The organism is Agrococcus sp. ProA11 (assembly GCF_039880525.1).
GTDB lineage: Bacteria > Actinomycetota > Actinomycetes > Actinomycetales > Microbacteriaceae > Agrococcus > Agrococcus chionoecetis.
The window spans coordinates 1,173,735-1,191,223 of sequence record NZ_CP156989.1 but is presented as its reverse complement, the minus strand read 5'-3'; the positions used below and the strand labels follow the sequence as shown (position 1 = coordinate 1,191,223).

Here is a 17,489-nt window from a genome sequence, read left to right as displayed (position 1 = left end):
GCGCTAGAGCGAGAGCAGGTTCGACTCGAGCTCGACGCGCGTGACCTGGTCGCGGTAGCGGCGCCAGTCCTCCCGCTTGTTGCGCAGCACGAACGAGAAGACCTGCTCGCCGAGCGTCTCGGCGACCAGCTCCGACTCCTCCATCGCGCCAATGGCCGCGTCGAGGCTCGTGGGCAGCGGCGCGTAGCCGAGCGCCCTGCGCTCCTTGTCGGAGAGCTGCCAGATGTCTTCGATCGCCTCGTCGGGCAGCTCGTAGCCCTCCTCGATGCCCTTGAGTCCCGCGGCCAGCAGCACGGAGAACGCCAGGTACGGGTTCGCGGCGGAGTCCAGCCCGCGATACTCCACCCGCGCGGACTGCGCCTTGTTCGGCTTCGAGAGCGGCACGCGAACGAGCGCGGAGCGGTTGTTGTGACCCCAGCTCACGAAGCTGGGCGCCTCGTCGCCGGCCCAGAGCCGCTTGTAGGAGTTGACGAACTGATTCGTGACGGCCGTGAACTCCGGCGCGTGGTGCAGCAGTCCGGCGACGAACTGCCGCCCGACCTTCGAGAGCTGGTACTTGCCGGAGGGGTCGTGGAACGCGTTCTGGTCGCCTTCGAACAGCGACATGTGCGTGTGCATGCCGCTGCCGGGGTGGCCCTCGAAGGGCTTCGGCATGAAGGTCGCGAAGACGCCCTCCGAGATGGCGACCTCCTTCACGATCGTGCGGAAGGTCATGATGTTGTCGGCGGTCGAGAGCGCGTCGGCGTAGCGCAGGTCGATCTCGTTCTGCCCCGGACCCGCCTCGTGGTGGCTGAACTCCACCGAGATGCCGATGTCCTCGAGCATCCGCACGCTCGCGCGCCGGAAGTCATGCGCCGTGCCGCCGGGCACGTTGTCGAAGTAGCCGGCGCGGTCGACGGGCTCCGGGTTGAGCACGTCCGCCGACTTCAGCAGGTAGAACTCGCACTCGGGATGGGTGTAGAAGCTGAAGCCGCGGTCGGCGGCCTTTGCCAGCGTGCGCTTGAGCACGTGGCGCGGGTCTGCCGCGGCCGGCTCGCCGTCGGGCGTGAAGATGTCGCAGAACATGCGAGCGGTCGGGTCGACCTCGCCGCGCCACGGCAGCACCTGGAAGGTCGACGGGTCGGCCTTCGCGAGCACGTCCGCCTCGGACGACCGCGACAGCCCCTCGATCGAGGAGCCGTCGATGCCCATCCCCTCGGTGAAGGCGGCCTCGACCTCCGCCGGCGCGATCGCCACCGACTTCAGCGAGCCCAGCACGTCCGTGAACCACAGCCGAACGAACTTGACCCCGCGCTCCTCGATCGTGCGAAGCACGAAGTCCTGCTGCTTGTCCATCCCGGCCCCTCTCTCGTCTGCCTTCAGGCTAGTGGTCGCGCACTGCGGGTTAGGCTCGGGCCATGGCATTCAACGACAGCGGATCGGCCCAGACCGGCGATCCCCAGGAGGTGGCGGCGCCCTACGGCGGTGCTTCCGCAGGTCCGAAGCGGGTTCGCATCCGGCACTTCGAGCGCGCCAAGCGCGACGGGGTGAAGATCGTCGGGCTGACGAGCTACGACTACCTCTCCGCGCAGATCTTCGACGCGGCGGGCATCGACTTCCTGCTGGTCGGCGACTCCGCAGGCAACACGGTGTTCGGCTACGACACGACGCTGCCGGTCACGGTCGACGAGCTGATCCCCCTCACCCGCGCCGTGGCGCGCGCCGCGAAGCGCGCGCTCGTCGTCGCCGACATGCCCTTCGGCTCCTACGAGGTCAACGCGCGCGAGGCGCTGCACACCGCCATCCGCTTCATGAAGGAGACGGGAGCGCACGCCGTGAAGCTCGAGGGCGGCGAGCGCTCGGCCGAGCAGATCCGACGGGTCGTCGAGGCCGGCATCCCCGTCATGGGTCATGTCGGCTACACGCCGCAGTCGGAGCACGGCTTGGGCGGCCACGTCATCCAGGGCCGCGGCGACGACGGCGCCGACCAGCTGCTGCGCGACGCCCTCGCCGTGCAGGAGGCGGGCGCCTTCGCGGTCGTGCTCGAGATGGTGCCCTCGGCGGCGGCGAAGGCCGTGACCGAGGCGCTCGACATCCCGACCCTCTCGGTCGGGGCCGGACCGCACTGCGACGGCCAGCTGCTGGTGTGGAGCGACTGGGCGGGCATGACGACCGGCCGCATCCCGAAGTTCGTGAAGCAGTACGCGCAGCTCGGCAAGACGCTCGAGGCGGCCGCGACCGCGTTCCGCGAGGATGTCGCGAACGGCGTCTACCCCGCGCCCGAGCACGAGTACGAGTAGCCGGATGCGCGTTGCGCTGCTGTTGCGGGGCGTGAACGTGGGCGGCGTGACCGTGCGGTCGGCCGACCTGCGGGCGCTGCTGGGCGACGCCGGGCTGGGCGACGTCGTGACGGTGCTCGCGAGCGGCAACGCCGTGGTCACGGCTCCGGACGCGGCTGCGGCGGCAGCGGCAGCGGAGTCGGCGCTGGAAGCGCGCTACGGGAGGCGCATCCGGGTGCTCGGCATCGCGATCGAGGCGCTCGCCGCCGTCGTCGCCGACTACCCCCACGCCGAGGACGACGAGCACACGCCCTACGTGGTGTTCGAGCTGAAACCGGGCGTCGCGAGTGAGCTCGCTGCCACCGCACCGGGCGAGGGCGAGCTCACTGCCTACGGTGTCGGCGTCATCCACTGGTCGAACCCGAAGGGCACGACCCTGACGAGCCCGTTCGCGAAGGCGCTCGAGCGACGCGCGAAGGATCGCGTCACGACGCGCAACCTCCGGACGCTGCGCAAGGTGCTCGCCGCGGCGTGAGGGTCAGGCGTCATCCTTCGACGCGGAGCCCCAGCTGTCGTCGGCGGCCTCTTCGGCAGCCCACGCGCGCGACCGCTCCTTGATGATCTCGGGAGCGCGCTCCGCCTCCTCGCGAGTCGCGAACGGTCCCGCGCGGTCGTAGCCCGGCGACACCATGCCCTCCTCGACGACACCGGTCTCGAGGTTGTACCAGAAGTCTGCGCTCATGACGCCACAGTGTAGGCCGAGATCCGCAATGGTGGCCGAGATGGAGCGAGCGGTCGCAGGGATCCGCTGCTCGACGGTCGCCCGGGCGTGCCGCTCCTAGGATGGAGACCATGCCAAGAGACGCCGATGGACGCCTCATCGCGGGCCGGATCGGGCCGCCGCGCGCGGTGAGCGGCGCCATCGCGCGCCCCGAGTACGTCGGCAAGCCGGCGCCCGCCGAGCACGTCGGCGGCGACGTCTACGACGACGCGACGATCGAGCGGATCAGGGCGGCGGGCCGGATCGCCGCCGACGCGATCGCCGCGGTCGGCGCTGCCGCGCAGCCCGGCGTCACCACCGACGAGCTCGACCGCATCGGGCACGAGTTCGTCACCGGTCACGGCGCCTACCCCTCGACACTCGGCTACCGCGGCTTCCCGAAGTCGGTCTGCTCGAGCGTCAATGAGGTCGTGTGCCACGGCATCCCCGACACCACGGTGCTCGAGGCCGGCGACATCGTGAACATCGACATCACCGCCTACAAGGACCGTGTGCACGGCGACTCGAACCGCACGTTCATCGTCGGCCAGACGAGCGAAGAGGTGCGCCTGCTGGTCGAGCGCACCGAGGAGGCGCTGCGCCGCGCGATCAGGGCTGCCATGCCCGGTCGCCGCGTGAACGTCATCGGTCGCACGATCGAGATGTACGCGAAGCGCTTCGGCTACGGCGTGCTGCGCGACTTCACCGGTCACGGCGTCGGCACGTCGTTCCACTCCGGCCTGATCATCCCCCACTACGACACCGACCGCTTCGACACCGAGATCGTGCCCGGCATGGTGTTCACCATCGAGCCGATGCTGACGCTCGGCACGCACGAGTGGGAGATGTGGGATGACGACTGGACGGTCGTGACGAAGGATCGCTCCATCACCGCCCAGTTCGAGCACACGATCGTGGTGCGCGAGACGGGTGCCGAGATCCTGACGCTACCCTCGGCCTGAGCCGTCGCCGCGCTGCGGCGGCCGCGGATCGGGCGCGCGCACCCGGCAGCGGCGCGATCCATGGCAGGATCGTCGCCGTGGCGAAGACGAAGCAGCTGGCAGTCGGTGTGGACATCGGCGGGACGGGCGTGAAGGCTGCGCTCGTCGACGTCGCGGCGGGCGAGCTCCGCAGCGACCGGGTGAAGGTGCCGACCCCGGAGGGCGGCGAGCCGGATGCGATCCGCGACGCGGTGATCGACCTCGTCGAGCGCCTCGACATCGATGACGACACCCCGATCGGCGTGACCTTCCCGGCGATCGTGCGACACGGCCGCACGATGAGCGCCTCGAACGTCTCGAAGGCGTGGATCGGGCTCGAGGCCGAGCGCCTGTTCGAGGATGCGCTGGGTCGCGACATCCACTTCGTCAACGACGCGGATGCGGCGGGCTTCGCCGAGGACCACTACGGAGCGGCCAAGGACGCCTCGGGCCTCGTGATCATGACGACGCTCGGCACGGGCATCGGCGGCGCGCTCATCTACAACGGCGTGCTGATCCCGAACGCCGAGCTGGGGCACCTGGAGCTCGACGGCGTGTCCGCCGAGGTACGGGCGTCGAACAAGGCGCGCGAGCGCGAGGAGCTCAGCTGGGAGGCATGGGCCCAGAGGCTGCAGCGCTACTACAGCCACCTGGAGTTCCTGTTCTCCCCCGACCTGTTCGTCGTCGGCGGTGGCGTCTCGAAGTCGTCGGAGCTGTTCCTGCCCCTGCTCGACCTGGCAACGCCGATCGTGCCCGCGACGCTGCGCAACAACGCCGGCATCATCGGCGCCGCCGCTCTCGCCCGCGGCGTCTAGCAACCCGGCGCCGCCCCGCTCCGCCAGTCGCCTGCCGTCTCGGGCGCCGCGGGACTCATCCTGCATGCGTGCGCTGCGCACTGCAGCACCCGACACGCGCACGTCCGCATGTGCGCGTGATCGACCTTCCGTCACGGCAACCGCTCTGTGGTTTTCTTTCTTTGCTTGCGTTTGTCTTCGTTTCACCGCTACGGTGTTCGCGAGGAGGTGGCCATGCTCGCAACACAGCGCAGGGACGAGATCGCCGCGCGCATCCAGACAGAGGGCCGCGTGCTCGTTGCGGAGATCGCACGTACCCTCGGCATCACCGCCGAGACAGCGCGTCGAGATCTCGACGCACTGGAGAGCGCAGGGATCGCGCGACGCGTGCACGGCGGCGCGGTGAGCGCCAGCCGCACCAGCCTCATCGAGACTGCGGTCGCGGTGCGCGCCGACGCGAACGCCGACGGCAAGCGCCGCATCGCCCGCCTGGCTTGCGAGCGGCTGCTGGCCTCCGGCGCGACCAGCATGCTGCTCGACGCGGGGACCACCACTGCGGCGATGGCGAGCGAACTGGTCGCGACCTGGCCGCACGGAGCGGGGCCGCGGCTCATCGTGGCAACGCACTCCCCCGCGATCGCACAGCAGCTCGCCCCGCATCCGTCGATCGAGGTCCATGCGCTGGGGGGTCGTATTCGCGCCGTCACCGGCGCGGCAGTCGGCGCACAGACCGTGCTTGCCATCGCGCAGCTCCGCCCCGACGTCGTCGTGCTCGGCACGAACGGCCTCGACAGCAGCGGCGTCAGCACGCCCGACCCGGACGAAGCAGCGGTGAAGTCGGCCATCGTTGCGGCTGGGCGCAGGGTGGCGCTGGTGGCGGATTCCACGAAGCTGGGAACGGCGTCGCTGTGCCGGTTCGCAACACTGCAGCAGGTCGACGTCGTGCTCACGGACGCCTCACCCGACTCGGCGACGAGCCAAGCCCTTGCTGACGCAGGTTGCGAGGTGCTGGTCGCATGATCCTCACCCTGACGCTCAACCCGTCCATAGATCAGACCGTCGTGCTGCCCGCACCTCTCGAGCGCGGCGCAGTGCAGCGCGCATCCGCGCCAGCGAGCCAAGTGGCCGCAGGCAAAGGGGTGAATGTTGCACGCGTGCTCGCGGGTGCGGGCATCGCCGTTCGCGCGATCGTGATGGCGCGACCCGATGATCGGTTCTCGATGATGCTCGCGGCCGACGGCGTCGATGCGCTCTGCGTGCCGGTCGGTGCCGCCGTGCGCACCAACCTCGCGATCACGGAGCTCGACGGGACGACGACGAAGATCAACGAGCCTGGCGCACCGCTGGAAGCGCACGCGGTGGCGTCCATGCTCGATGCAGTTCGCGCAAGCGCTCCGCGTGCCGAATGGCTGGTCATTGCCGGCTCGCTGCCAGCGGCAACTCGACCCGACATCATCGTCGACGTCATTCGCGCGGCCCGGGAGGCGCACGCGGGGATCCGAGTCGCCGTCGACACGTCCGGGCCACCACTCGCTGCCGCGATCGCCGACGGAGGCATCGACCTCGCAAAGCCCAATGACGAGGAGCTGGAAGAACTGCTGGGACTTGCAACCGGCGCCATCGGCAGCCTCGATGAGGCCGTGGGCGCGGCGCAAGCGCTCGTCGCCCTGGGTGTTGGCACCGTGCTGCTGACCCTCGGCGGCGATGGTGCGATCAGCGCTGATGCTGGTGTGACGCTGCAAGCGGCGGCGCCGCCGACCGTCGTCCGCTCGACGGTGGGCGCCGGCGACGCGAGTCTCGCCGGATGGCTCATCGCCCAGGTGCGAGGCGACGATGCCCGCGGCCGGCTCGGCCAAGCGGTCGCCCATGGCTCTGCGGCCGCAGCGATGCCTGGCACCGGCTTTCCCACCCCTGCCGAGGCCGACGCGTCGCGCGTCGCCGTCACAACCGTCACGACCACCCACACCCACGCGGCTGCCGCCGCCGACCTACAGGAGCACTGATGCCCCACATCCTCATCCCCGAACTGGTCGTGCTCGACGCCGACCTGGGCGCCGACAAGCACGCGGTGATCCAGTCGCTCGCCGCTCGCGCAGCCGGGACCGACCGCGTCGTCAACAGCGGCGATCTCGCGCGGGCGGTGCTCGAGCGCGAAGCGCTGACCCCGACCGGCATGGGTGCGGGCATCGCCATCCCCCACTGCAAGTCGTCCGCGGTTCGCGAGCCCACCCTCGCCTTCGCCAGGCTCGATCCCCCGGTCGACTTCGGAGCTCCCGACGGCCCTGCGGATCTGGTGTTCATGATCATGGCGCCAGAAGGTGCCGCCGAGACGCATCTCGCCGTGCTGTCACGGCTAGCAGGTTCGCTCATCGATGAGGAGTTCACGGGTGCGCTGCGCGCCGCGAAGACCGAGGACGAGGTCGTCGGACTCGTCGCCGGAGTCGTGGCTGACCGGGAGGAGGTCGATGATGAGCCGGTCGCCGAGGGCACTCGCAGCATCGTTGCCGTGACCGCCTGCCCGACCGGGATCGCACACACATACATGGCGGCGGATGCGCTCAAGGCGGCCGGCGAGCGCGCGGGCGTGCGGGTCACCGTGGAGACGCAGGGCTCGAGCGGCACGAAGCGACTCGATCCTGCGCTGATCGCGGCCGCCGACGCCGTCGTGTTCGCGGTCGATGTCGATGTGCGCGAGCGCGGCCGCTTCGCTGGGAAGCCCTTCGTGCAGGTTCCGGTCAAGCGCGGCATCCACGCTGCCGACGAGCTCATCGCCGAGGCGCTCGGGCACGCGGACGACCCGCAGGGCCCGCGTCTCGCGGGCGACGCTGCGAGCGAGCCGACGCCGGAGCAGCGCTCTCGAGGGTCCCTGGGTGGCACCGTGAAGCGCGCCCTCCTCACGGGCGTGAGCTACATGATCCCGTTCGTCGCCGGTGGCGGCCTGCTCATCGCGCTGGGCTTCCTGCTCGGCGGCTTCGACATCACCGATGTGGCGGGCGACGTCATCCTGCAGAACACGCTGTGGAACCTGCCCGACGGTGGCGTCGGCGAGTATCTCGGCGCGGTGCTGTTCTCCATCGGAGCAGCCTCCATGGGGTTCCTGGTGCCTGCGCTGTCCGGATTCATCGCGTATGCCCTGGCGGATCGTCCGGGCATCGCGCCGGGCTTCGTCGCTGGTGCCGTCGCACTGCTCATGAGCGCGGGCTTCATCGGCGGCCTGGCCGGTGGCCTCCTCGCCGGCCTCGCGGCGTGGTGGATCGGCACCTGGCGGGTGCCGCAGTGGATGCGTGGACTCATGCCGGTCGTCATCATCCCCCTGCTTGCATCGATCTTCGCCTCCGGCTTGATGGTCGCACTGCTCGGCGGCCCGATCGCGGCACTCATGGCCGCACTGACCGCATGGCTCAGCTCGCTGACCGGCACCGGCGTGATCTTCCTCGGGCTGCTGCTCGGCACGATGATGGCGTTCGACCTCGGCGGCCCGATCAACAAGGTCGCCTACGGGTTCGCGGTCGCGGGCCTGAGCGCCGGAACGCCGGAGAATCCCGCGCCCTGGATGATCATGGCCGCGGTGATGGCGGCGGGCATGGTGCCGCCATTGGGCATGGCGCTCGCCACCGTGATCGATCGGAAGCTCTTCTCGCCGGCTGAGCAGCAGAATGGGAAGGCAGCCTGGCTCCTCGGTGCCTCCTTCATCTCCGAAGGCGCGATCCCGTTCGCCGCTGCCGACCCGCTGCGCGTCATCCCAGCATCGATCCTCGGTGCTGCGACGACCGGTGCGATCTCGATGGCAGCCGGAGTCACGAGCCAGGCGCCCCACGGCGGCTTCTTCGTGTTCTTCGCGATCGGCAACCTGCTGATGTTCACGATCGCGATCGTCGCTGGCGCCATCGTCACTGGCCTCGCGGTGATCGCCCTCAAGCGCTGGGCGCGACGCGCACCTGCGGCCGCCGCCGCCGAGCCCGCCCTCGCAGCAGCCTGACGGGTCCATCCGTCGAGCTTCCCGAAGTCGTGCGATGCGCGCGACGAACGCGCGAACTCGGGAAGCTCGACGGATGGGGGCGAATCGGCCGGCCGATACGCCGGGTTCTGTCGTGGACGGTCATCTCTCTACGGGATGCATTGCTGCAGCCCTCTAGCGACCTACCCGCGGATGGGACGAGCAGCCCCGTGATCCGCTGTCTGGTCTTGCTCCGGGCGAGGTTTACCTAGCCGCGACGCTCACACGCCACGCTGGTGGGCTCTTACCCCACCGTTTCACTCCTGGCCGGTCCGGATCCGAGGATCCCGACCGGTGGATCTGCTCTCTGTTGCACTTGCTCGCGGGTTGCCCCGGGTGGACGTTATCCACCGCCCTGCTCTGCGGAGCCCGGACGTTCCTCGGCACGGCTCGCCCCGACCAACAGGTCCGAGCTCACCGCGACGCGACCGCCTAGCCGACCGATTCGCTCCGACTAGGCTACCGCGCCAGGCGGATCAGATGCCGCTGTCCTCCGTGCGCACCAGGATCGCCGACGAGCCCGGATCGAGGATCACGTCGTCGTCGGCCGCCTGCCGGATCTCGTGCATCTCGGACGCGGTGAACTCGACGCCGGATGCGGTCGACGAGCGGTGCTGCAGCAGCGTCGCGCCGATGCCGTAGCGCTCACGCTGCCGGTCGTACAGGGCCAGCAGGTCGGTCGGCACGGCGGCGACGCGATCGCCGCGTTCCGCGCGCGCGTCAGCGAGCTCCCGCTCCAGCGCCTCGGCCTCGGCGTCGCGCTCGGCCGCGAGCCGCTCGCGCTCGGCGCGTGCGGTCGCCGCCTGACCTCGCGCGGCCGCCAGCGCCGCGGCGGCATCCTCCTGCTGCTGCATCGACTCGAGCTCGAGATCCTCCAGGTCGCCGCGACGGCGCTCGAGCGTGGCGATCTCGTGCTCGGTCGCCGTGGCGACCTTCGCGTCGGTGATCGACGGCAGACGATCGCGATTGCGCTTGAGGCGAGCCTCGACGGTCTGCACGTCGTTCTCGATCCTGGCGACCTCGGCGGCGATGTCGTCGTGCTCGCCGAGCCGCTCGAGCACGGCGCGGTCGAGCGCGACGAGCTCGGTGTCGAGCTCGTCGATGCGCTTCGTCTGCGGCAGCGCCTTGAGCTTGCCCTGCAGTCGCACGATGCGCGTGTCGACGTCCTGCAGCGTCAGCAGTCGTCGCTGATCCTGATTGCTGGCCTTCAGTGCCATGTCTGCTCCTCTTGTGGAACCGCGAAGTCCCACGGGTCTGTTCTGATCTCGCTCACGATGACCTCGACCCCCGGCAGGGCGCTGCGCAGCTGGTCGGCAGCGGGACGCAGCCACAGCGACTCGCTCGCCCAGTGGGAGACGTCGACGAGCGCCGGCCCCGCTCCGGCGGCGTGCCGCTCGCGCGCATCCGAGGCCGGATGGTGGCGAAGGTCGCTGGTGATGTAGACGTCGGCGCCTGCGACGGGGGGTTCACGCAGCAGCGAGTCGCCCGCGCCGCCGCAGATCGCGACGCGCCGCACCGACCGCTCGGGGTCGCCAGCGGCGCGCAATCCTCCGGCGACCGACGGGAGGAGCGCCGCGAGGTGCTCCACGAGCTCGCGCAGGGCGACGGGCTCCGGCAGCTCGCCGACGCGCCCGAGCCCCTTGTCGGGGTCCACGCGGTTCACCACGATGGGCGCGACCTCGACGAGGCCGAGCATGGTCGCGAGCTCGCCGCTCGTGCCGCGGTCGACGGCGTCGGCATTCGTGTGCGCCGCGAGCAGCGCCACACGCTCGCGCACGAGCCGGGTGATGACGCGGCCGGCGGGGTTCGTCGCCGCCACGCTCGTCGCGCCGCGCAGCAGCAGCGGGTGATGCACGAGCAGCAGATCGGCCGCTCGCTCCACGGCCTCCGCGGCGGTGGCCCCCACCGCGTCGACGGCGAGCAGGATGCGGCGCACGGGATCGGCCGGATCCCCGGCCACGAGCCCCACCGCGTCCCAATCCTCGGCGGTGGCGGCGGGCCAGAGCTGCTCCACCGCCAGCTGCACATCGGCGACGCTGGTCATGCGCTCCATCCTAGGGAAGCGCGAGGCCCCCGGTCGCCGCGGCGACCGGGGGCCGTTCGTGAGCCTGGACGGGATCGAACCGCCGACATCCTCGGTGTAAACGAGGCGCTCTGCCAGCTGAGCTACAGGCTCCGGGGTGCGGATCCACAATAAGGGCCGAGTGCCGCGAGCGCGTCACGATAGGTCGCCATGTCGCGCGACCGGGACGGGCTGACGCGGAAGTGCTGGTCGATCCGGCCGTCACGGTCGATCACGTAGGTGGCCCTGGTCGCGACGCCCCGCTCTGGCAGGAAGGCGTCATAGCTCTGCGCCACCGCGCCATGCGGCCAGAAGTCGCTCAGCAGCGGGAAAGTCAGGCCCTCCTGCGCGTGGAAGACCGCGAGCGATGCCGCGGTGTCCACCGAGATGCCGTAGACCTGCACACCGGCATCCTCGAACGCGGCGATCTCGTCGCGGATCGAGCAGAGCTCGCCGGTGCAGCGGCCCGTGAACGCCGCCGGGTAGAAGACCAGCACGACGGGTCGGCCGCGCATGGCCGAGAGCGTCACGGCCTCGCCCGTGTGATCGCGCAGGGTGAAGTCGGGGGCGAGCTCGCCGATCTCCAGGGCCACAGGCATCCTCTCGTCACGCGGACTCCCCGCGCCCGCCATCGTGCCACGACCCCCAGTGTCAGGTGTGAGCATCGGGCGGTGGCCAGGTGTGAGCATCGGGCGGTGGATAGAGTGGGGGCGCGGGCGCCATGACCCAGGCGCGCCTTCAGAACGACGTCAGGAGCTTCGGTGCTGAACGACCAGGACCCCTACTCGGGCCACACGAACGACGCAGACCCGAGCGAGACCGCTGAGTGGCAGGAATCGCTCGATCAGCTCGTCGCGGCGCACGGCCCGCAGCGCGGTCGCGAGATCATGCTCAGCCTGCTCAAGCGCTCCAAGGAGCTGCACCTCGGCGTGCCGATGGTGCCCACGACCGACTACCTCAACACCATCGCCGCCGAGGACGAGCCGAAGTTCCCCGGCGATGAGCAGCTCGAGCGCACCTACCGCCGCTGGATCCGCTGGAACGCGGCGATGATGGTGCACCGCGCGCAGGCGCCCGGCATCGGCGTCGGCGGCCACATCTCCACCTACGCCTCCTCTGCGGCGCTCTACGAGGTGGGCCTGAACCACTTCTTCCGCGGCCAGGACGCTCCCGGCGGCGGCGACCAGATCTTCTACCAGGGTCACGCCTCCCCCGGCATGTATGCCCGGGCCTTCCTCGAGGGCCGCCTCTCCGAGAACCAGATGGATGCGTTCCGGCAGGAGAAGTCGAAGGCGCCGAACGGCCTGCCCTCCTACCCGCACCCGCGGATGATGCCCGACTTCTGGCAGTTCCCGACCGTGTCGATGGGCCTGGGCCCGATCGGCGCCATCTACCAGGCGCAGGCGAACCGCTACCTGGCGAACCGCGGCATCAAGGATGTCGCCGACTCGCAGGTGTGGGCGTTCCTGGGCGACGGCGAGATGGATGAGGTGGAGTCGCGCGGCGCGCTGCAGCTCGCAGCCAACGACGGGCTCGACAACCTGAACTTCGTCATCAACGCCAACCTGCAGCGGCTCGACGGCCCGGTGCGCGGCAACGGCAAGATCATCCAGGAGCTGGAGTCGTTCTTCCGCGGCGCCGGCTGGAACGTCATCAAGGTGGTCTGGGGTCGCGAGTGGGATTCGCTGCTCGCCAATGACCACGAGGGCGCGCTCCGCGACCTCATGAACGCAACCCCCGACGGCGACTACCAGACCTACAAGGCGGAGTCCGGCCTGTTCGTGCGCGAGCACTTCTTCGGCCGCGACCCGCGCACGCTCGAGATGGTCAAGCACCTCAGCGACGACGAGATCTGGGCGCTGAAGCGCGGCGGGCACGACTACCAGAAGGTCTACGCCGCCTATAAGGCCGCCGTGGAGCACAAGGGCCAGCCGACCGTCATCATCGCGAAGACGGTCAAGGGCTATGGCCTGGGCAAGAACTTCGAGGGCCGCAACGCCACGCACCAGATGAAGAAGCTCACGCTCGACGACCTGAAGTCGTTCCGCGACGCCATGCAGCTCGACATCTCCGACAAGCAGCTCGAGGCCGACCCGTACCGCCCGCCCTACTGGAACCCGGGCGCGGACTCGCCCGAGCTGCAGTACATGGTCGAGCGTCGCCGCGAGCTCGGCGGCTTCACGCCCGAGCGGCGCGCCAAGCACACGATCATCCCGCTGCCGGACTCGAAGCTCTACGACATGCCGAAGAAGGGCTCCGGCAAGCAGGAGGTCGCCACCACCATGGCGTTCGTCCGACTGCTGAAGGACCTGCTGCGCGACAAGGGCTGGGGCAACCGCATCGTCCCGATCATCCCCGACGAGGCGCGCACCTTCGGCATCGACGCGTTCTTCCCGACCGCGAAGATCTACAATCCGCACGGCCAGAACTACACCTCGGTCGACCGCGACCTGCTGCTGAAGTATCGCGAGGCTCCTGACGGTCAGATCGTGCACGTCGGCATCAACGAAGCCGGCGCGATGGCCGCCTTCACCGCCGCGGGCACGTCCTACTCGACGCACGGCGAGCCGCTCATCCCGATCTACGTCTTCTACTCGATGTTCGGGTTCCAGCGCACCGGTGACTCGATCTGGGCGGCCGCCGATCAGATGACCCGCGGCTTCCTCATCGGCGCCACCGCCGGTCGCACGACGCTGACCGGCGAGGGCCTGCAGCACGCCGACGGCCACTCGCCGCTGATCGCGTCGACGAACCCGGCCGTGCTCGCCTACGACCCGGCCTACGGCTACGAGATCTCGCACATCATGCAGTCCAGCCTGGAGCGCATGTACGGCGAGCAGCCCGAGAACGTCATCACCTACATGACGGTGTACAACGAGCCGATGGTGCAGCCGGCCGAGCCCGAGGGCGTCGACGCCGAGGGCATCGTCCGCGGCATCCACCGCATCTCCGTGAGCGACCACCACCCGCTCAAGGTGCAGCTGCTCGGCTCGGGCGTCGCCCTGCCGTGGCTGCACGAGGCGCAGGAGCTGCTGGGCAGCGACTGGGGCATCTCAGCCGACATCTGGTCGGTCACCTCGTGGAGCGAGCTGCGCCGCGACGGTCTGGCCGCCGACGAGCACAACTTCCTGTACCCGCAGGAGCCCGCGCGGGTGCCGTATGTCGCACAGCGCCTGTCGGAGGCCGAGGGCCCGTTCGTGGCCACGACCGACTACATGCGTGCGGTGCCCGACCAGATCCGCGAGTGGGTGCCCGGCGACTACGCGACGCTGGGCGCGGACGGCTTCGGCTTCTCCGACACCCGCGCGGCCGCCCGTCGCTTCTTCACCATCGACAGCCACTCGGTGGTCGTGCGCGCGCTCGACGCGCTCTCGAAGCAGGGTAAGGTGCCGCTCGGCATGGTGATGCAGGCGATCGACAAGTACAGCCTGCACGACGTCAACGCCGGCAGCTCGGGCGTCGGCGGCGGCGACGCGTAGAGGCTCCGGCGCTGTCGGCACAGAGTGACCTGAAGGCGCAGCAGCTTGCCTGGCTGCGGCGCATCTCCGGCGACCTCTCGACGCAGGTGACGCGCGCGCTCGACGACCGGCTCCCCTGGTACGGCACCATGCCGCCGTCGCGGCGCAGCGCGGTCGGGCTGGTGGCGCAGTCGGGCATCACGTCGTTCATCGCCTGGCACGAGGATCCGGAGGCGCAGCCCTGGATCGCGGCCGACGTGTTCGCGGCCGCGCCCCGCGAGCTGCTGCGCAGCGTGAGCCTGCAGCAGACGCTGCAGCTGATCCGCACCGTGGTGTCGGTGTTCGAGGAGCGCATCGCCGACGCCGACCCGGCCATGCGCGAGCCGATCCTGCGCTACTCGCGCGAGATCGCCTTCGCGGCGGCGGACGTCTACGCGCGGGCTGCCGAGTCGCGCGGGCTCTGGGATGCGCGCCTCGAGGCGCTCGTGGTCGACTCGATCCTCACCGGCGAGCACGACGACGAGCTGCCCAGCAGATCCGCGGCGCTCGGTTGGCACGGCCGCGGTGAGTGCGCCGTGCTGGTGGGTCTGGCGCCGAAGACCCTGGATGTGGACGTCGTGCGCCGCAAGGCCAGGCATGCCGGCTGCGATGTGCTGGTCGGCGTGCAGGGCACCCGGCTGGTCGTCGTCATCGGCCGCGCCGCCGGAAACGATCTTGCCGACACCACGATCGACTTCCTGGACATCGCCGGCCAGCTCGCGGAGGGCTTCGGTGAGGGCCACCTCGTCCTCGGGCCGGCGGAGCCGAGCATCGTCGACGCGGCCCGCAGCGCCAAGGCCGCGCTCGCGGGCTTCGCGGTCGCGGACGCCTGGCGCCGCACCCCGCGCCCGGTGCGCGCCGACGATCTGCTGCCGGAGCGCGCGCTCGCGGGCGATCCGCTCGCGCGCAGCGAGCTGGTGCGCGGCATCTACGAGCCGCTGCGCGATCACTCGAGCGATCTGCTGGCCACGCTCGCGTGCTACCTCGACACCGGCCGCTCGCTGGAGGCGACCGCCCGCGAGCTCTTCGTGCACCCCAACACGGTGCGCTACCGGCTGAAGCGCATCAGCGAGATCATCGGCTGGGACGCGACCGGCGCGCGCGAGGCGCTCGCCCTGCACACCGCGATCATCCTGGGGGCGATCCACGACTCGTCGCGCGAACGGGCCCAGCGACAGGCCAGAGGTCATGCCGCACGCGGCAAGTCACCGGTGGGAGGATGACGCAGTGATCGTCATCGTGGCTCCCGGCCAGGGCTCTCAGAAGCCCGGCTTCCTCTCTCCCTGGCTCGAGCGTCCCGGCGTGCCGGAGCGCCTCCGCGCGCTCAGCGACGCCGCGGGCGTCGATCTCGTGGAGCACGGCACCGTCTCTGACGCCGACACCATCCGCGACACGCTCATCGCGCAGCCGCTCATCGTCGCCGCCGGCATCCTGACGCTCGACGCGCTCGGCGATCGCGCTGGGCTCGCCGCCGGTGTCGCCGGCCACTCCGTGGGCGAGATCACTGCGGCGGTCGCCGCCGGTGTGCTCACCGCTGAGGATGCGATGGCGCTCGTGGGCGAGCGCGCCAGGGCGATGGCGGATGCGGCTGCCGCGACCCCGACCGGCATGGCCGCGGTCATCGGCGCAGACGAGGCTGCCCTCGAAGCGCGCCTGACCGAGCTGGGGCTTCAGCCCGCGAACTACAACGGCGGCGGCCAGATCGTCGTCGCGGGCGCGCTCGATGCGCTTGCCGAGCTCGCCGAGACCCCGCCGGAGCGCGCACGCGTCATCCCGCTGCAGACCGCCGGCGCGTTCCACACCGACTACATGGCGCCCGCGGTCGAGCGCTTCCGCAGCAAGGCAGCCGAGACGGCGACGGCGGACCCCACCACGACGCTCTGGACCAACCGGGACGGCAGCGTCGTCGCATCCGGCTCGGCATTCCTCGACCTGGTCGTCGGCCAGGTCTCGACCCCGGTGCGCTGGGATCGCTGCATGGCGGCGTTCCAGGAGGCGGGCGTGACGGGCATCGTCGAGCTCGCCCCGGCCGGAGCGCTCACGGGACTCGCCAAGCGCGGGCTCCGCGGGGTGCCCTCGGCCGGCATCACCTCCCCGGACGACCTGGACGCAGCCATCGCGCTGCTCGAGAGCGGAGCGTCAGCATGAGCAAGATCAGCAGCCTTCCCACGCGCGCCGGCTCGCGCATCCTCTCGGTCGGCGCCGCGCGCGGCGACCGCCTGGTGCCGAACGACGACCTCGTCGGCCCCATCGACTCCTCGGATGAGTGGATCCGGCAGCGCACCGGCATCGTCACGCGCGCCCGCGTCTCCGACGGCAGCGAAGCGGTCGATCTGGCGGAGACCGCCGCGAGGCAGGCGATCGAGCGCGCAGGCATCGATGGCGCGCAGCTCGACGCGGTCATCGTCGCGACCATCAGCAACACCGTGCAGACGCCCTCCATGGCGTCGCTGCTCACCGAGCGCGTCGGCGCCACCCCCGCACCCGCCTTCGACATCTCGGCCGCCTGCGCGGGCTACGCCTACGGCGTCGCGCAGGCCGACGCCCTCGTGCGCAGCGGCATGGCACAGCACGTGCTCGTCGTGGGCGTGGAGAAGCTCTCGGACGTCGTCGACCCGACCGACCGCTCGATCAGCTTCCTGCTCGGCGACGGCGCGGGCGCCGTGGTGATCGGCGCCGCCGACGAACCTGGCATCAGCCCCTCGGTCTGGGGCTCGGACGGCTCCCACTGGGAGACCATCCGGATGACGAATACGCTCGGCTCCATGCGTGACGGGCAGCCGTGGCCGACGCTGCGGCAGGACGGCCCGACCGTCTTCCGCTGGGCCGTCTGGGAGATGGCGAAGAAGGCTCGCGAGGCGCTCGACGCGGCCGGCATCGAGCCCGGCGACCTCGCCGCGTTCATCCCCCACCAGGCGAACATGCGCATCATCGACGAGTTCGCCAAGCAGCTGAAGCTGCCCGACACGGTCGCGATCGCGCGCGACATCGAGAGCACCGGCAACACCTCCGCCGCCTCCATTCCGCTGGCCATGCACCGGCTGCTCGAGGAGCAGCCGGAGCTCTCCGGCGGCCTTGCACTGCAGATCGGCTTCGGCGCGGGCCTCGTATACGGGGCCCAGGTCGTGGTGCTCCCCTAGA

General features: G+C 70.6%; 16 protein-coding genes, 1 tRNA gene and 1 other RNA gene. 11 read left to right on the top strand and 7 right to left on the bottom strand.

Going from position 1 to position 17,489, the window contains the following annotated elements:
• Positions 1 to 3: 3 nt before the first annotated feature.
• Positions 4 to 1,335: a glutamine synthetase family protein gene (locus ABG090_RS05725; protein ID WP_347757222.1), complete on the bottom strand. Its 1,332-nt coding sequence runs from the start codon at positions 1,333 to 1,335 to the stop codon at positions 4 to 6.
• A 62-nt stretch (positions 1,336 to 1,397) separates the two neighbouring features.
• Here ABG090_RS05725 and panB point away from each other — a divergent pair, with 62 nt between their 5' ends.
• Together panB and ABG090_RS05715 are read left to right on the top strand one after the other, a co-directional pair.
• Complete coding sequence (gene panB, locus ABG090_RS05720) at positions 1,398 to 2,279, top strand: 3-methyl-2-oxobutanoate hydroxymethyltransferase (RefSeq protein WP_347757221.1); 882 nt, start codon at positions 1,398 to 1,400, stop codon at positions 2,277 to 2,279.
• Positions 2,280 to 2,283: 4 nt separating this feature from the next.
• The gene (locus ABG090_RS05715) at positions 2,284 to 2,793 is read left to right on the top strand and encodes a DUF1697 domain-containing protein (RefSeq protein WP_347757219.1); all 510 of its coding nucleotides are present in this window, start codon (positions 2,284 to 2,286) and stop codon (positions 2,791 to 2,793) included.
• 3 nt (positions 2,794 to 2,796) lie between these two features.
• Here ABG090_RS05715 and ABG090_RS05710 read toward each other — a convergent pair whose 3' ends face one another.
• Positions 2,797 to 3,000 carry an SPOR domain-containing protein gene (locus ABG090_RS05710; protein ID WP_347757217.1) on the bottom strand — a complete coding sequence of 68 codons (204 nt, stop codon included), beginning with the start codon at positions 2,998 to 3,000 and terminating at the stop codon, positions 2,797 to 2,799.
• A 110-nt stretch (positions 3,001 to 3,110) separates the two neighbouring features.
• Here ABG090_RS05710 and map point away from each other — a divergent pair, with 110 nt between their 5' ends.
• The 5 genes from map to ABG090_RS05685 all read left to right on the top strand — a co-directional run bounded on the left by map (position 3,111) and on the right by ABG090_RS05685 (position 8,771).
• Positions 3,111 to 3,980 carry a type I methionyl aminopeptidase gene (gene map, locus ABG090_RS05705; protein WP_347757215.1) on the top strand — a complete coding sequence of 290 codons (870 nt, stop codon included), beginning with the start codon at positions 3,111 to 3,113 and terminating at the stop codon, positions 3,978 to 3,980.
• Positions 3,981 to 4,057: 77 nt separating this feature from the next.
• The gene (gene ppgK, locus ABG090_RS05700) at positions 4,058 to 4,813 is read left to right on the top strand and encodes a polyphosphate--glucose phosphotransferase (protein WP_347757213.1); all 756 of its coding nucleotides are present in this window, start codon (positions 4,058 to 4,060) and stop codon (positions 4,811 to 4,813) included.
• 213 nt (positions 4,814 to 5,026) lie between these two features.
• The gene (locus tag ABG090_RS05695; protein WP_347757211.1) at positions 5,027 to 5,812 is read left to right on the top strand and encodes a DeoR/GlpR family DNA-binding transcription regulator; all 786 of its coding nucleotides are present in this window, start codon (positions 5,027 to 5,029) and stop codon (positions 5,810 to 5,812) included.
• Positions 5,809 to 6,795, top strand: coding sequence for a hexose kinase (locus ABG090_RS05690; protein WP_347757209.1), 987 nt, complete (start codon positions 5,809 to 5,811; stop codon positions 6,793 to 6,795). Before ABG090_RS05695 ends, ABG090_RS05690 begins: the two co-directional genes overlap by 4 nt.
• Positions 6,795 to 8,771 carry a fructose-specific PTS transporter subunit EIIC gene (locus tag ABG090_RS05685; protein ID WP_347757207.1) on the top strand — a complete coding sequence of 659 codons (1,977 nt, stop codon included), beginning with the start codon at positions 6,795 to 6,797 and terminating at the stop codon, positions 8,769 to 8,771. The genes ABG090_RS05690 and ABG090_RS05685 overlap by 1 nt, the downstream gene beginning before the upstream one ends.
• Positions 8,772 to 8,851: 80 nt before the next feature.
• Here the strand turns inward: ABG090_RS05685 and rnpB are convergent.
• The 5 genes from rnpB to ABG090_RS05660 form a co-directional block, all read right to left on the bottom strand.
• An RNA gene (gene rnpB / locus ABG090_RS05680) (RNase P RNA component class A) lies at positions 8,852 to 9,233 on the bottom strand.
• 32 nt (positions 9,234 to 9,265) lie between these two features.
• Positions 9,266 to 10,006: a hypothetical protein gene (locus tag ABG090_RS05675; RefSeq protein WP_347757205.1), complete on the bottom strand. Its 741-nt coding sequence runs from the start codon at positions 10,004 to 10,006 to the stop codon at positions 9,266 to 9,268.
• Positions 9,997 to 10,833, bottom strand: coding sequence for a Nif3-like dinuclear metal center hexameric protein (locus ABG090_RS05670; RefSeq protein WP_347757203.1), 837 nt, complete (start codon positions 10,831 to 10,833; stop codon positions 9,997 to 9,999). Before ABG090_RS05670 ends, ABG090_RS05675 begins: the two co-directional genes overlap by 10 nt.
• A gap of 59 nt (positions 10,834 to 10,892) precedes the next feature.
• A tRNA-Val gene (locus ABG090_RS05665) sits at positions 10,893 to 10,965 on the bottom strand.
• Positions 10,956 to 11,444 carry a peroxiredoxin gene (locus ABG090_RS05660; RefSeq protein ID WP_347757201.1) on the bottom strand — a complete coding sequence of 163 codons (489 nt, stop codon included), beginning with the start codon at positions 11,442 to 11,444 and terminating at the stop codon, positions 10,956 to 10,958. The genes ABG090_RS05665 and ABG090_RS05660 overlap by 10 nt, the downstream gene beginning before the upstream one ends.
• Positions 11,445 to 11,612: 168 nt before the next feature.
• On the opposite strand from ABG090_RS05660, the gene aceE reads away from it, so the two are divergent.
• The 4 genes from aceE to ABG090_RS05640 all read left to right on the top strand — a co-directional run bounded on the left by aceE (position 11,613) and on the right by ABG090_RS05640 (position 17,488).
• Positions 11,613 to 14,330 carry a pyruvate dehydrogenase (acetyl-transferring), homodimeric type gene (gene aceE, locus ABG090_RS05655; RefSeq protein ID WP_347757199.1) on the top strand — a complete coding sequence of 906 codons (2,718 nt, stop codon included), beginning with the start codon at positions 11,613 to 11,615 and terminating at the stop codon, positions 14,328 to 14,330.
• 86 nt (positions 14,331 to 14,416) lie between these two features.
• Positions 14,417 to 15,571 (top strand): helix-turn-helix domain-containing protein, encoded by a 1,155-nt coding sequence (locus tag ABG090_RS05650; RefSeq protein WP_347757197.1) that lies wholly within the window; start codon positions 14,417 to 14,419, stop codon positions 15,569 to 15,571.
• A 4-nt stretch (positions 15,572 to 15,575) separates the two neighbouring features.
• Positions 15,576 to 16,496, top strand: a complete 921-nt coding sequence (locus ABG090_RS05645; protein WP_347757195.1) for an ACP S-malonyltransferase — start codon at positions 15,576 to 15,578, stop codon at positions 16,494 to 16,496.
• Positions 16,493 to 17,488, top strand: coding sequence for a beta-ketoacyl-ACP synthase III (locus ABG090_RS05640; protein ID WP_347757193.1), 996 nt, complete (start codon positions 16,493 to 16,495; stop codon positions 17,486 to 17,488). Before ABG090_RS05645 ends, ABG090_RS05640 begins: the two co-directional genes overlap by 4 nt.
• The last annotated feature ends 1 nt before the right edge of the window (position 17,489 follow it).